Below are 13,703 nucleotides of genomic sequence, written 5' to 3'. Positions count from 1 at the left end.
ATTCGACAGGATGCTGACCCTGTTCCAGGCTCGGTGCGGGCTAATGGGAGCCACTGAATCGAATATGTTCGATGAGGTTTCCTCGGAAACGAGGGGAAAAGGAGTCTGCTGCCCAAGCCCGATTAGTCCCTGGACTTAACAACCCCCAGCGAAGCGGAATTTCTGGCCGTCCATCTAGCGTGACGCGCCAAAAAACTCAAGAACTGGGTGATGTCCCCGATGAAGATCAAGATTGCACGGATGGTCGCTGCTGCCAGTGGTTTGGCAGCAATGATTCTTGCCGGCAGCGCGTCATTGCGGATTAGCTAAGAAACAGTACGACGCTTGGGCAGCGGACCTTCTTTTAGGGGAGGATGCAATTTGCAGGCGGTGAAGGTCAGATTGGCCATCGCATATGCGGGCTTGGGGGCGGTGGCGCTTGGCGTCGCTGTGGCAACCCAGGAGTTTCCGCCGTTACGAGATTGGGCGCCGTTCGCCGTAGTGGCCTTCCTGACGGTCTATCACGCCGTTGAGGTCAACGATCACCTCACTGCCTCACCAGCCGCCATGATCTTCCTGGCGACGGCGGTCGCCTTCGGGGCTGGCCACGCCGCACTCGGAGCCGCTGCCATTTCGGCGGTCAGTCCGGTAACCAAGTCGGACATCGCCGAACGTCGAGTTGCCCTGTCCGTCATCAACTGGGGCCAAACCGTCGTGGCGGCGGTCCTGGCCGGTTTTGTGCTCGAACCGTTCTTTCCCGCCGGTGCTTGGAGCCAACGGGACTTTCCGCTGGTGGCGGTCGGCGCCATGTTGGCTTCCATGGTGTATCACCTCGTGAACTGGGGTCTGGTGAGCCTGGCGGTACGGATTGTGTATCGGAAGCGAGAAGTACGGCCTTGGTCACGTATGGGATCGATTCTCCGATCAACGGTCGTGATGGGGTTTGTCGGCGGCTTGCTCGGAGCGACCTACCATCTTGTGCCGGTGGCCTTGCCCTTCATATTCGCTCTGTTCGGGGTTGGTTATCTGGCGTTTTCGTCGCTAAGTGAACTGCGAGAAGCCCAGGAGGCCACGCTGCGAGGGTTCATCAAGGCGCTCGAAGCCAAGGATCTCTATACCCGTGGACACACCGAACGGGTGGCCTATTTCAGTCAGCTGATTGCCGAGCGGATGAACTATCGAGGCACGAGGTTGGAGCGGGTGCGCTGGGCTGCCCTCATCCACGATGTCGGGAAGTTGGCGGTGCCGCGAGACCTCATCCGAAAGCGCGGTCGTCTTGAAGACGGCGAGTACCAACAGCTGCAAGTGCATGCGCATGTGGTTGAGGACCTACTGGCAGAGGTCGAGTTCCTGCGGCCAATGGTGGAGATTGCCTCAGGACACCACTCACGTTTCGACGGAGGCGGCTATGGAGGCACCGGGCACGCCCATGGCAATCCTCCGTCCCAGGAAGCTCGGATTCTTGCGGTGGCCGACGCGTTTGACGCGATGACCTCGACCCGATCCTATCGGGTGGCCCTTAGCCAGGAATTTGCATTCCAGGAGCTGCGGGCGAACGCCGGCACCCAGTTCGATCCGGAGGTCGTCGAAGCGCTGGTTCAGAGTGTCGTCGAGACTGGCGAACGGTACGGGTCGCCGAACCTGGGATCAGAGGAAGCAGCCAGGCTGATCGCCGAAGGCAAGGGCAGGCCGTGACTCGTCTTCGGCACCTGGAACCGGTCCTATGGGCGCTTACCATGCTCGGAATTGCCTTTATCGGAGTCGGACAGTCCGATTCCTCGCTCGTGGCCGTGTCAATCGCCGGCGTGCTCATTGCGGGAGCGGCCCTGATAACCGTCCCTGCCTCGAGTGGCAATCGTTTCTCTCTCGCCCTGGCGGCCGCTACGGCGGTGCCGCTCCTCATCGGACCCATTTTCGACTTTGGAGGAGCGATCGGTGCGGTGGCGGTCGGGTTTCTGTCCGGATGGGTTGTCCTGCAACTCTTCGGGTCGGACGAACAAACCGCCACGGCCGACAGCGACTTTTTGCGGCAATCGTTTGGGGCATTTCTATTCGCGGCTTTCTACGTGGCCCTGGAGGGTGCGGCCGGTCTGTGGATCGGACCGGCCGGCGCCAACCTGGTGGCGGCGGTTGCGGCTGCCCTGGTCTGGTTCGGATTTGAGACCGGAGCCTGGGCTATGACGACGTACGATCGCGTGTCGCGCCGGTACCTGCTGAGGCTGGCGGTTGAGGATTGGCCGGTTGCCTTCAGCCTGTTCGCGGTTGGGGCTCTGTTCGCCTACGTCCTACCTGAGCTGGGCTGGTGGGCCCCGGTGGTGGCGTTGTTGCCCTACTCGTTTGCTCACATCGCGTTCTACCGATCGCACCTCGCCAGGGTGACCTATAGCCAGACGATTCGTTCCCTGGCCCGGATCCCTGAGGTCGCCGGCCTATCCCCGGACGGCCACTCTGACCGGACCGCTGACCTGTCGGTGGCGGTCGCCACCGAACTGGGTCTCAATCCCCACGAGGTCCGGATGGTCGAGTACGCGGCCCGGCTTCACGATATCGGGCGCATTACCCTCAACGAACTCAACATCATCAAGGTCGGTTTTACCGATGATGACATCGCCAGGTGGGGTTCTGAGATCATTTCGGAAGCACCGTTTCTAACGGAGGTGGCAGCTCTCGTTCGACAGCAACACGATCCATATCGCAGACCAGGGGAGCGAAAGGATCCGGATCTGCCCATCCCGTCCAAGATCATCAAGGCGGCCTCTGCCTACGACCATGCGACGTCTGAACTGGGGTTTTCGACCCTCGAAGCGTTGGAGGTCCTGCACCGAGGGGCTGCCTACGACTTCGATCCTGACGTGGTTGAAGGCATCCGCCACATCGTCATGTTGGGTGAGCCTCAAAGCTAGGTTCTGTTGGCCGATCCGGTCGGCGTGGTTGACGGTACCCCGTGTTTGAACCAACGGATCGGACGGCGCAACTCTGACTCGAGAAATCGGCCAAGGCCCACGGCGAGGAAGACGTCACCGAGCGAAACGACCGTTCCGTTACCCCAAAAGAATCGGACCGGAATCACGTCTGCCAGGAACATGAGGCGAGTCTCGGGGCCGAGTATGACGTGCTTGAAGTCGTTGATGACGATCTGGGCATTGAAGCCGCTGGCGGCCGTCGCAGCCGCCTCCAGGACCGGCATGGCCCCGTTTGCCGCGATCACGGAAAAGTTCATAAGAATCCCGAATCCGGCCAACCACATGCCGGGTCGTGACCGATTGGCGATCACGACGCTCAGGATGAACAGGTAGGAGACAAGGAGCAACGCAACCGCAGCCCCTGCCGACCACGACCGACCACTTGGAATAAAGCTCGAACCCGTTTGAACGACGAAGCCGATGATGAGAAGCGGCCACAGCCGCAGTTCGATTTCACCGAGATTTGCGAGGCGACCGCCCCGAATGATGGCAACCGCGATAGCGACAACCACGACGATGACGAGCCACAATCCACCTTCAGACATTAATTCGCACGGTACCACTCTGAGCGCATAACCACTATCTTCATGGCTAGAAATGTCCTTGTTGTTGAGGAGAGCCATGCTGCTGACAGAGCAAGCCGGACCGGTGCTCACGCTGGCCATCAATGATCCGGAGCGGCGCAACCCGCTCACCAATGAAGTTGTTGAAAGTATGACCGAGGCCATCGGGTCCGCCGGAGAATCGGTCCGGGTGATCGTCGTGACTGGGACAGGAGAGAAGGCGTTCTGTGCCGGCGGTGATCTGGCGGGCGGCTTCTTCGAGAACCCCATAGAGACCCATCGCCAGCGCGGGGGTCTTGCAGAGCTATTCCGATCGATGCGTCTGGCCAGGCAACCTATTGTGGCCCGGGTGAACGGGCACGCCCTGGCCGGGGGGTTCGGTCTCATGTTGGCGTGCGACATGGCCGTTGCCGCCGACCACGCCACGTTCGGAATGCCAGAGATCAATGTTGGCTTGTGGCCCATGATGATTTCAGCGCTGGTTCATCAGACCCTTCCCCAGAAGCTCGCTTTCGAACTCATGATGTCGGGTCGGCGGATGACTGCTTCTGAAGCCTTGGCAGCTGGTGCCGTCTCGAGGGTGGTGCCGGGCGCCGATCTTGTCATGACCGTCGAAGAACTGGTTGCTTCGCTGTTGGAGAAGTCGCCGGCCGTCCTGGCGCTCGGGAAAGCCAGCTTCTATTCGACCGTTGATATGGGGTTCGACGCTGCCCTCGACTTGTTGGCGGGCGGTCTAACTGCCGTGGCGCTTACCGAAGATGCCAGAGAGGGTACGAGGGCGTTCGTCGAGAAACGCCCTGCCAACTTCACCGGCCGGTGATTACGCAGGAAGGTGATAGGTTGGCTGCCGTATGAAACTGTTGCGAGCTGCCGGATGGACCATGATCTGGGCCGGGGTCCTCATCTTCGCGTTCCTGGCGTATCAGCTGTTCGGAACGTCGATTGCTACCAATCGCGCCCAGGTTGAGGCCGGAGAGCAGCTCGATACGATCTTTGAAGCCTCGATCGAAGAACTGGCCGCCACCGGAGTTACAATCCCGACCGATCCGACCGATCCGACCGATCCGACCGATCCGACCGATCCGACCGGCCCGATCGTCGTAGTTCCGACGCTCTTCCCAGAGCCGGTTCCGGTAGCGGGCCAGCCATTCGCTCGAATTCTGATCCCAGCAATTGAACTCGACCGGGTCGTGTGGGAAGGCGTTGACCGGGAAGACCTCAAGAATGGGCCAGGTCATATGCCGTGGACGACGCTGCCCGGCCAACCGGGTAACTCGGTTATTTCCGGGCATAGGACGACCCATGGGGCCCCGTTCTTCAGACTCGACGAACTGGTGGTCGGCGACAGCATCACGGTTGAGACGGCCACCGGATCGCACGTCTATGAAGTGCGCGAGATTCTCATCGTCGACCCGACAGCCGTTGAGGTCACCGAGTTCAGAGAAGGCGCCTGGCTAACCCTCACCACCTGCCATCCCGTGTACTCGGCCGCCCAGCGGTTGGTTATTCACGCCGAGCTGGTCGATGGTCCCAATTTCCCATTTGTTCAGAGCCAAACGACCGACTCGGAGGCATCGTGATGAGGAAGCTCTATAACCGTCTACCCGGTCCGGCTCCGATCCGGGTCTTGATTCTGCTCGTCCTCGCCGCAGCGATGTTCATACTGCTCATACCGCTTTTTGAGTGGGCCGGCACGTTCCTCGACGACGGTGGCGTGATCGGAGCTTGGGTAGACGTAGGGCCGGGTCTTCGGGTCTAGGGCGGACGAACCGGTGAGTTGACTCCGGCCCTACGTCATTGACTCTTTAACGTCGGGGATGGTGCGAACGGTTCCTTAGAATCCAAACGATCCGGCTGAGAGCTCACGAAGCTTTTCCAAAGAAATCTGTCCGGTTACTTGCTTCTTGACGGTTCCGTCTTGACCGATGAACCAGGTCGACGGCATCCCCAGCGGCGGGTAGCTAGCCGCCACCGTCTCAGGCGCATCGAACCCGAGCGCGTACGACACGCCGAGCTCGTCGGCCAAAGAGCGCGCCGGCTCTTCCCGATCGCTGACCGCCACGCCGATCACCATGATGCCGGGCTGTTCGACCTGAAATTGATCGAAGTCTGGCATCTCCGCCCGGCAAGGAGCGCACCATGAGGCCCAAAGGTTCAAAATCACCGGTCGGCCGTCGGTTGCCAGGTGCTCGGCAAGGTGGAACGTTGAGCCGTCGAAGAGTGTCACGGTGAAGTCCGGGGCAAGTGACGATCCGCTAGGTGGGACGTTGGCGACCGGTTCCCCGCGATTCGTGAACACCATGATTGCCGCGACGGCTCCCACCAGGGCGACGGCCATCAACACGACCAAACCAATCCGGTTCGTAGTTCGTTTCTCGGCACCTGGTTCCATCTAGTCAATGCTACCGGTGGTTCGTCGTTAGACTTTTTCGATGAGCTTGTTCAAACCGGGGAAGGTCGACATTGCCAAAGAGGGGATAGATCCCGCCCGGGTCCCGCCCGGGCAGTATGTGACTGATCGATTCCCGGTCCTCCATGCCGGGATCGTGCCGACAATTGATCTCGAACACTGGGATTTCAGGGTCGATGGCCTGGTCGCTGAGACGACGTCTTTTTCACTGGCGCAGATCAAGGCGATGCCGACAGTCGACGTCACGACGGACATTCATTGTGTAACAAAATGGTCCAAGCTCGACACGAACTGGCACGGGGTTCGGGTGGCCGACTTTCTTGCGAACGTGGAGGTGGCCCCGCAAGCCACGCATGTCCTGATCGGTGCTGAACATGGGTTCACGGCCAACCTGCCGATCGCCGATTTGGTTCTACCGGACAACCTGCTGGCCTGGGAGTTTGGCGGTACCGAGCTGGAGTTGGAGCACGGGTGGCCGTTGCGTCTGGTCGTTCCCCATCTCTACTTCTGGAAGTCGGTGAAGTGGGTCAGGTCCTTGACCTTTTTGGCCGCCGATCAGCCTGGTTTCTGGGAGCGCAACGGATATCACATGTACGGTGATCCGTTCAAAGAGCAACGTTATTGGGGCAGCTGAGGTTCCTGAAACAGGGCCGTCCGGTAGTAGCGGAGTTCTTCAATCGACTCCTGGATGTCAACCAACGCTCGATGTCCTCCACCCTTCACCGGAGCATCGGTGAGGCGGTCGGGCATCCAACGGCGAGCCAATTCTTTGAGGGTGGATACGTCGACGATGCGGTAGTGGAGATGATCGACCAGCTTCGGCATGTGTTTGACGAGGAATGACCGATCCGTATGGATGCTGTTTCCCGCCAGAGGGGCCACCCCCGGTTCGGGGATGTGCTGCTTGACGAAGGCCAGAACTTGCCGCTCGGCATCCTCAACGGTGAGGGTCGCCGCCAGGACCCGCTCCGATAGGCCAGATTTGGCGTGCATGTGTTTGACAATCGGAACCATGCCATCGAGCTGGGACTTTGAGGCAGAGATCACCAGATCAGGCCCTTCGATGCCGTTTTCAAGATTCCCGTCCGTGATGATTACGGCGATCTCGAGGATGGCGTCGCGTTCGACGTCAAGGCCCGTCATCTCAAGATCGATCCATACGAGCGGTTGTTCCATGACCGGTACGGTAGCCGCCGACCACGTTCCCCAATCGCGACTAGTGAGCAGCCGCCATCGCTTTGAGCACAGTGTGCAGGATGCCGCCGTTGCGGTAGTAGTCGACCTCAACCGGTGTGTCGATCCGACAGATCGTGGTGAAGCTGATTACAGAACCGTCTGTCCTGGCGGCGGTTACCTCGACATCCTGGCGCGGTTCGAGACTGTCATCGATCACAATCGAGAAGGTCTCGGTACCGTCCAGGCCGAGCGTCTCGGCCTTCTGTCCAGGGCGGAACGTGAGTGGGAGCACGCCCATCCCGACCAGGTTGGAACGATGGATCCGCTCATACGATTCGGCGATGACCGCCTTGACGCCCAGCAGGAACGTGCCCTTGGCGGCCCAGTCCCGCGAGGACCCCATGCCATAGTCCTTGCCGGCCAGAACCACGAGCGGCACCGCGGCAGCCTTGTATGACAGGCTGGCGTCGTAAATGCTCTTTACGGTTCCATCGGTGAAGTCGGTGGTCCATCCGCCCTCGGTGCCCGGGGCGATTTGGTTTCGGACCCGGATGTTGGCGAAGGTGCCTCTCGTCATGACCCGATCGTTGCCCCGACGTGACCCGTAGCTGTTGAAGAGGCGCCGCTCCACACCGTGTTCGGTGAGGTACTGACCGGCCGGACCATCGGCGGCGATGGAACCAGCCGGAGAAATGTGGTCGGTGGTGACCGAGTCGCCGACCTTGACGAGCACTCGAGCCCCGGAAATCGGTTCGATGGTGCCCGGCTCGGTCGTCAATCCCTCGAAAAACGGCGGCTCCTGAATGTAGGTCGACGCATCGTTCCATGCGTAAATGGCGGTTCCGACTGTCTCGATTTCCCGCCACTCGTCCGGACCGTAAAAAACGTTGCCGTACTGTTCGATGAATTGCTCGCGGGTGACCGCAGTTCTAACGATCTCGTCGATTTCGCTCTGGGTCGGCCAGAGGTCCCGCAGGTAGACCGGTTGTCCGTTCTGATCGGTTCCGAGTGGTTCGGTGGTGAGGTCGATATCGACCGTTCCCGCCAGCGCGTACGCGACCACCAGGGGAGGGGAGGCAAGATAATTTGCTTTGACGTGCGGAGAGATTCGCCCCTCGAAGTTGCGGTTTCCCGACAGCACCGATGTGACGACTAGATCGTCTTCGTCGACCGCCGCCGCGATCGGCTCGGGAAGTGGCCCTGAGTTTCCGATGCAGGTCGTGCACCCGTAGCCGACGGTATAGAAGCCGATGGCCTCGAGGTCTTCAGAGAGGTTGGCGGTGTCGAGATACTCGGTGACAACTTTCGAGCCGGGGGCCAGCGAGGTTTTGACCCATGGTTTGCGGGTCAATCCAGCGGCCCGGGCCTTTCGAGCGACCAGTCCGGCGCCGACCATGACAGCCGGGTTGGACGTGTTCGTGCATGACGTAATGGCGGCGATAACCACGTCACCGTGGTTCAACTCGAAGTTCTCACCGTCGTAACTGACCGGCGATCCCACCGGACCTGCATCGAGTTGGGCGGCTGGCCCGCCTTCATCGGCCATCGTTTCAACGGTGCCAATAGCGCTCGGTCCGGCCTTATGGAACGTGTTGACGAGATCCTGTTCCCATTGTGACTTCATACCGGACAAGAGGATGCGGTCCTGGGGGCGTTTTGGTCCAGCGAGCGCCGGTTCGACCGTGGATAGATCGAGTTCCAGTCCCGAGGAATACACGATGGTGCGGGACTCATCGCGCCACAGGCCCTGCTCCTTGTAATACATCTCGACCGTCTCAACGAGGGCTTCGTCCCTCCCGGTGAGTCGTAGGTAGGTGAGGGTTTGTTCGTCGACGGGAAAGAAGCCGACCGTTGCGCCGTATTCGGGGGCCATATTGGCAATTGTCGCCCGATTGGCGAGCGGCATGTCGGCCAGGCCGGGCCCGTGGAACTCGACGAACTTGCCGACCACTCCGTGTTCCCTGAGCATCTGGGTCACCGCCAAGACCATGTCGGTGGCGGTGGCCCCTTCGGCCAAACGACCGGTCAGCTTAAAACCGACTACCTCCGGTATGAGCATGTAGATAGGCTGGCCGACCATGACCGCTTCGGCCTCGATGCCGCCCACGCCCCATCCGACCACGCCGATCCCGTTGATCATGGTCGTGTGCGAATCGGTTCCCACCAGGGAGTCGGGATAAAGCTCGGTTCCATTGTCCCAGACGACGTTGGCGAGGTACTCCAGGTTCACCTGGTGGACGATGCCGGTCGCCGGCGGTACGACCCGGAAATTCGAGAAGGCCGACTGACCCCATTTCAGAAACTCGTAGCGCTCCTGGTTCCGCTCAAACTCGTGCCGGGCGTTGATTTGGAGGGCCATGCCCGAGTTGAAGGCATCAACTTGCACCGAGTGGTCGATAACCAGGTCGCACTGGACCAGGGGATTGACTTTCTGGGCGGCGGCTTCGTCCCCGGTCATGCGAACCATTGCCGAGCGCATGGCGGCCAAATCGACGACGGCCGGGACGCCGGTGAAATCCTGGAGCACTACCCGTCCTGGGGTGAAGGGAATCTCGGTCTCCCCGACCTTCGTGGCGTTGTATGAGGCCAGAGCGCGCACGTCCTCGTCCTGGACGATGTGGCCGTCGTAGTTACGGAGCACCGATTCGAGCAAGACCTTGATCGAGTACGGGATCGTTTCGATGTCACCGATGTCTTTGAGGGCGTCGAGTCGATAGATGGTACGTTCGCCGAGGGGCGTAGAAATGGTCGCCTTAGCTAGGAACGGGTCGGGTTTCATGTGGGTCATGCCTCATTTCTTGTTCTGGGAGCGATTGTAGACACCGGCCCTTGGCACCCGGAATCGCTTGTATTCGAAAAAAAGTGGCTTTCTTGCGTTGACGGGCAAAGAAACGCGAATGGTGGTCCCTACCCGACCCGACTGATCGTGACCTCGACGCTCGTCACGCAGTTCTCGTCGTCGGTGGCGTGCGGCTTGACCGTCGTGGTGCAGTCCGGGTCTATCGCTTCCATGAGGCCGTCAACGAGACCCTGGTCAAGGGAACAGATCACCTGGGGATGCGATTTGGCGGCATCACCGAATGGGCAGTGACTGGTGAGCAGCCCGGAACCGTCGGGAGACGGTGAGATACCGAAACCGACGCCAGTCATGGCCATGGCCACGGCGCGAACGGCCGAACCGTATCCTGAGTCGCCGGTGTCTCCGATCTCGGATGCCAATTCGAGCCCGTATTGGCGGCCAACCGCCCTGGCTGCCGCGGAGATATCCGGGTGATCAACCTCGCCAATGAGTCTGATGAGCAACTCGTTGAGGAGATCTCGCCTGGCGGATGGGAAGTGCACGTCGATCGTCTTGCTGGTAGCCATATAGCCCTTGGCGGGTCGCCCAGCCCCACCCGGAGGGCCGACCTTCGTGGTACGCAGATAGTCGTCCTCGACCAGACGATCGAGGTGGTGGCGGGCGACATTGGCATGGATGTCGAATAGCTCCGCCACCCGGCTGACCGTCATCGGAACCGCCGACTCTCGGACGGCAATGTAGATACCCCGGCGGGTGGGGTCGCCCAACGAAGCGGTGAGATCGCCAATCGTCTCGTCGAGGGAACGCGGATAAGTGGTCATTGACCATCACTATAGTTTCCCCGGTCCCTATTGCCCTGAGGAACGATGTCTGACGCCTCCGAAATCAAGTCCATTATCGGCGCTATCGACGATCCGGTCGTGCATCGACCGATCGGCGACATTGGCGTATTGACCAGGGTGGAGGTCGGTCGTCGTGGACTCGTGACGATTGAGTTGGCCATTCCGATCCCGGGATTGGTCGACTACGGGGACCTGAAAGCCACGGTTTTGGACACTGCGGCCGGTATCGATGACGTCAAGAAGGTCGAGATCGTCACCAACGACATGCGCGACGAGGATCGGGAAGCGATGATGGCCAGGGTTCTCCCGGCCGGGAAAGCCGTGGTGGGTGGCCCGGCCAGTCCCACCCGTGTAATCGGAATCGCTTCGGGCAAGGGAGGGGTTGGAAAATCATCCGTGACCACCAACCTGGCAGTAGCCCTGGCCAAGCTCGGACATACCGTTGGGGTCATAGACGCCGACGTCTGGGGATTCTCGATTCCTCGCATGCTTGGCGCCGGACCGGCGCCTGTGGTCATCCACGAGTCGATCATTCCGCCGTCGGCGTACGGTGTGAAAGCCATGTCGATGGACTACTTCGTCGGTGATGATCGGGCCGTTATCTGGCGTGGTCCGATGCTCCATAAGGCGATTGAACAGTTCCTGACCGACGTCCTGTGGGACGATCCTGACTTCCTGCTCGTCGACATGCCGCCAGGGACCGGGGACATAGCCATATCCCTCTCGCAGTTCTTGCCGAGAGCACAATTACTGCTTGTGACGACCCCCCAGCCAACCGCCCAGCGAGTGGCGCGCCGGTCGGCCTTGATGGCCGCCGAGGTGAACCAAGAGGTCGTTGCCGTCATCGAGAATATGTCCTATTTTGAAGGTGACGACGGTAAACGATATGAGATCTTTGGATCTGGCGGTGGAGCAGCACTCGCCGAGGATCTTGGGGTCCCGCTTATCGGTCAGATTCCGCTCCTCTCGGCCATGCGAGAAGGAGCCGACAATGCCCAACCGGTGTCGGTGGCTGCCCCTGACAGTGAGGCAGCTCGCGGTTTTATGGCGGCCGCCGAGGCTCTCCTCAAGATCAAGCCCCGGGTCCGGACGCATCCCGAACTGGTCATCCGGTAGCCAGGGTGGTCAAGATCCACGGCGGTCAGGTTATTGCCCGGGCGCTCCGTGCAGAAGGAGTTGATACCGTCTTCGCCCTGACGGGCGGGCACATTATTTCCATCCTTGACGGCTGTATGCAGGAGGGCATCCGGGTCATCGACGTCCGCCACGAACAGGCGGCCGCCCACTGTGCGGAGGCCTACAGTCGTTTGACCGGCCAACTCGGCGTGGCCCTGGTCACTGCCGGTCCGGGGGTAACCGACGCGGTCACCGGGGTGGCGAACGCCTTCTACTCGAACACCCCGATGCTCCTGCTCGGCGGCCGGCATCTGAAACGTCAAGAACTTATGGGCGGGCTTCAGGAGATGGATCATCCTCGGATGTTCCATTCAATCACGGCCTGGGCGGGAACTGCCTGGGAGACCAACCGGCTGGCGGATCACATAGCTCACGCCGCCAGGGCAGCTTTCGCCGGGCGCGGCGGTCCGGTATTCCTTGATATTCCGATGGACGTTGGCCTCGACATGGTCGACGAGGCCGAGGTCAACTGGCCCACCGACTATCGAGCCAACCAGCCCCGCCTGGCCGGACCTGACACCCTGGATGAGATTGTCAACCATCTCGCCGCAGCCTCACGGCCGGTGCTGTTTGCCGGGGGTGGATTCCACCCGTCGGGTGCCGAGGCCCTTCGGGTCGTTGCCGAGGCACTCCAGGCTCCGGTATATCTGAACAGTCGGGCTCGCGGCTCCCTGCCGTATGGTCACCCACTGCTTGGCAACCATGCCCGTACGCAGGCCTTCGCCGCCGCCGACCTCGTGCTCGGTCTGGGAGTTGATTGGGACTTCCGAACCGGATATGGCCGCAAAGTACATCCCGAGGCGACTGTGATCCAGGTCGACGCGGACGCCGGCAAGATCGGCTGGAACCGCCCGGCGCACATCGGACTCGAGGCCGACCCGGCCGCGGTCATCCATCAGCTTGCCGAATTGACCGACCGGCTGTCCGGCGAGGCGGCCTGGGCCGAGGAGATGCGCTCCATCGAACTCGGTAAACAAGCCGACTTCGATCTGCAGGCCGACGATGACGCATCGCCGGTGATGCCGCAGCGCTTCGGTCGTGATGTGGCGAGCTTTTTCGGGTCAGAGGCGATCGTCTCGGTTGACGGGGGAGACATCGTGTCCACGACGGCTCGGTGGCTCCAGGTCTCTCATCCGGGCCATGTCCTGGACCCGGGGCCGTTCGGGACTCTCGGCACCGGTGCCCCGTATGCAATTGCCGCCAAGGTCGCCTTTCCCGATCGCAGGGTCGGAATCGTCTTTGGTGATGGCGGATTCGGCTTCAACGGTATGGAATATGACACGATGGTGCGCCATGGCCTTCCCGTCGTCGGGGTGTTCGGAAACGATGGCGTCTGGTCCAACATCAAGACATTCCACCGGGCGTTCTACCCCGACCGACTCGTGGGCACGGACCTGGGGGTTCGTCGTTACGACAAGATGGTTGAGGGCCTCGGCGGTTATGGGGAGTTCGTTACCGATCCCAGCGAAATCCGACCGGCTCTCGAGCGCGCCGAAGCTTCGGGTCTACCGGCCCTCGTCAACGTCCATCTCGCAGAGACGGTGCGTGTGTCGAGTAATTACAGCCAGTAACGAGTCCGGTTGCCCGCCCGGGCAAGCCCTACTTCAGGAACTGTTCGATCTTGGTTGTTGCGGCTTCAGTAACCTTCTGTTGAAGTTCTGCCAGAGCCCGGGCGATTGCCAGTTCTTCGCCAACGACCGGCATCGGCGGGTCGATTGGATTGCGGCTGGCCGAACCGAGGCCTTCAAAATGATCGCCGCGCAGATCCAGGGTCGCGAAGGCCAAGGTGTTCTT

Annotated in this window: 14 protein-coding genes; 8 read left to right on the top strand and 6 right to left on the bottom strand. The window is 60.9% G+C overall.

Features of this window, described 5'->3' with window-relative positions:
• The first annotated feature begins 369 nt into the window (after positions 1 to 369).
• Together JJE47_05680 and JJE47_05675 are read left to right on the top strand one after the other, a co-directional pair.
• Positions 370 to 1,674, top strand: coding sequence for an HD domain-containing protein (locus JJE47_05680; GenBank protein MBK5266908.1), 1,305 nt, complete (start codon positions 370 to 372; stop codon positions 1,672 to 1,674).
• Positions 1,671 to 2,882 carry an HD domain-containing protein gene (locus JJE47_05675; protein ID MBK5266907.1) on the top strand — a complete coding sequence of 404 codons (1,212 nt, stop codon included), beginning with the start codon at positions 1,671 to 1,673 and terminating at the stop codon, positions 2,880 to 2,882. The genes JJE47_05680 and JJE47_05675 overlap by 4 nt, the downstream gene beginning before the upstream one ends.
• On the opposite strand, the gene JJE47_05670 is transcribed toward JJE47_05675, so the two are convergent.
• The gene (locus JJE47_05670; GenBank protein ID MBK5266906.1) at positions 2,879 to 3,487 is read right to left on the bottom strand and encodes a DUF5317 domain-containing protein; all 609 of its coding nucleotides are present in this window, start codon (positions 3,485 to 3,487) and stop codon (positions 2,879 to 2,881) included. The genes JJE47_05675 and JJE47_05670 overlap by 4 nt on opposite strands.
• Before the next feature lie 76 nt (positions 3,488 to 3,563).
• Between JJE47_05670 and JJE47_05665 the strand changes: the two genes are divergently transcribed.
• Genes JJE47_05665 through JJE47_05655 form a run of 3 tightly spaced genes read left to right on the top strand, consistent with a single transcriptional unit; the run spans position 3,564 to position 5,264 of the window.
• Entirely contained in the window at positions 3,564 to 4,325 is a 762-nt protein-coding gene (locus JJE47_05665) for an enoyl-CoA hydratase/isomerase family protein (GenBank protein ID MBK5266905.1), read from the top strand.
• Between the two features lie 31 nt (positions 4,326 to 4,356).
• Positions 4,357 to 5,085 carry a class E sortase gene (locus tag JJE47_05660; GenBank protein MBK5266904.1) on the top strand — a complete coding sequence of 243 codons (729 nt, stop codon included), beginning with the start codon at positions 4,357 to 4,359 and terminating at the stop codon, positions 5,083 to 5,085.
• Complete coding sequence (locus tag JJE47_05655) at positions 5,085 to 5,264, top strand: hypothetical protein (GenBank protein MBK5266903.1); 180 nt, start codon at positions 5,085 to 5,087, stop codon at positions 5,262 to 5,264. Before JJE47_05660 ends, JJE47_05655 begins: the two co-directional genes overlap by 1 nt.
• A 75-nt stretch (positions 5,265 to 5,339) precedes the next feature.
• Here the strand turns inward: JJE47_05655 and JJE47_05650 are convergent, their stop codons facing one another.
• Entirely contained in the window at positions 5,340 to 5,897 is a 558-nt protein-coding gene (locus JJE47_05650) for a TlpA family protein disulfide reductase (protein ID MBK5266902.1), read from the bottom strand.
• Positions 5,898 to 5,937: 40 nt separating this feature from the next.
• Between JJE47_05650 and JJE47_05645 the strand changes: the two genes are divergently transcribed.
• On the top strand, positions 5,938 to 6,549 hold the full coding sequence (locus JJE47_05645; protein ID MBK5266901.1) for a sulfite oxidase-like oxidoreductase: 612 nt from the start codon (positions 5,938 to 5,940) through the stop codon (positions 6,547 to 6,549).
• Here the strand turns inward: JJE47_05645 and orn are convergent.
• From orn to JJE47_05630, 3 genes are all read right to left on the bottom strand, one after another.
• Positions 6,534 to 7,091 carry an oligoribonuclease gene (gene orn / locus JJE47_05640; GenBank protein MBK5266900.1) on the bottom strand — a complete coding sequence of 186 codons (558 nt, stop codon included), beginning with the start codon at positions 7,089 to 7,091 and terminating at the stop codon, positions 6,534 to 6,536. The genes JJE47_05645 and orn overlap by 16 nt on opposite strands.
• 40 nt (positions 7,092 to 7,131) lie before the next feature.
• The gene (gene acnA, locus JJE47_05635) at positions 7,132 to 9,879 is read right to left on the bottom strand and encodes an aconitate hydratase AcnA (protein ID MBK5266899.1); all 2,748 of its coding nucleotides are present in this window, start codon (positions 9,877 to 9,879) and stop codon (positions 7,132 to 7,134) included.
• Between the two features lie 119 nt (positions 9,880 to 9,998).
• Positions 9,999 to 10,712, bottom strand: a complete 714-nt coding sequence (locus tag JJE47_05630) for a helix-turn-helix domain-containing protein (protein MBK5266898.1) — start codon at positions 10,710 to 10,712, stop codon at positions 9,999 to 10,001.
• Positions 10,713 to 10,757: 45 nt separating this feature from the next.
• Between JJE47_05630 and JJE47_05625 the strand changes: the two genes are divergently transcribed.
• Together JJE47_05625 and JJE47_05620 are read left to right on the top strand one after the other, a co-directional pair.
• Entirely contained in the window at positions 10,758 to 11,849 is a 1,092-nt protein-coding gene (locus JJE47_05625) for an Mrp/NBP35 family ATP-binding protein (protein ID MBK5266897.1), read from the top strand.
• Between the two features lie 5 nt (positions 11,850 to 11,854).
• Positions 11,855 to 13,480, top strand: coding sequence for a hypothetical protein (locus JJE47_05620; protein MBK5266896.1), 1,626 nt, complete (start codon positions 11,855 to 11,857; stop codon positions 13,478 to 13,480).
• A 28-nt stretch (positions 13,481 to 13,508) separates the two neighbouring features.
• Here JJE47_05620 and JJE47_05615 read toward each other — a convergent pair.
• Positions 13,509 to 13,703, bottom strand: a 195-nt coding sequence (locus JJE47_05615; GenBank protein MBK5266895.1) for a DUF1876 family protein, incomplete at its 5' end; no start/stop codon positions are given.

This window comes from Acidimicrobiia bacterium, assembly GCA_016650365.1.
In the GTDB taxonomy this organism is placed as follows: domain Bacteria; phylum Actinomycetota; class Acidimicrobiia; order Spongiisociales; family JAENVV01; genus JAENVV01.
This window is presented reverse-complemented; position numbering and strand designations above follow the sequence as displayed.

Coding starts and splice junctions, on each gene's coding strand:
- JJE47_05660 (MBK5266904.1), top strand. CDS start 4,357: ATGAAACTGTTGCGAGCTGCCGGATGGACCATGATCTGGGCCGGGGTC.
- acnA (MBK5266899.1), bottom strand. CDS start 9,879: ATGACCCACATGAAACCCGACCCGTTCCTAGCTAAGGCGACCATTTCT.
- JJE47_05645 (MBK5266901.1), top strand. CDS start 5,938: ATGAGCTTGTTCAAACCGGGGAAGGTCGACATTGCCAAAGAGGGGATA.
- JJE47_05630 (MBK5266898.1), bottom strand. CDS start 10,712: ATGACCACTTATCCGCGTTCCCTCGACGAGACGATTGGCGATCTCACC.
- orn (MBK5266900.1), bottom strand. CDS start 7,091: ATGGAACAACCGCTCGTATGGATCGATCTTGAGATGACGGGCCTTGAC.
- JJE47_05625 (MBK5266897.1), top strand. CDS start 10,758: ATGTCTGACGCCTCCGAAATCAAGTCCATTATCGGCGCTATCGACGAT.
- JJE47_05655 (MBK5266903.1), top strand. CDS start 5,085: ATGAGGAAGCTCTATAACCGTCTACCCGGTCCGGCTCCGATCCGGGTC.
- JJE47_05670 (MBK5266906.1), bottom strand. CDS start 3,487: ATGTCTGAAGGTGGATTGTGGCTCGTCATCGTCGTGGTTGTCGCTATC.
- JJE47_05650 (MBK5266902.1), bottom strand. CDS start 5,897: ATGGAACCAGGTGCCGAGAAACGAACTACGAACCGGATTGGTTTGGTC.
- JJE47_05665 (MBK5266905.1), top strand. CDS start 3,564: ATGCTGCTGACAGAGCAAGCCGGACCGGTGCTCACGCTGGCCATCAAT.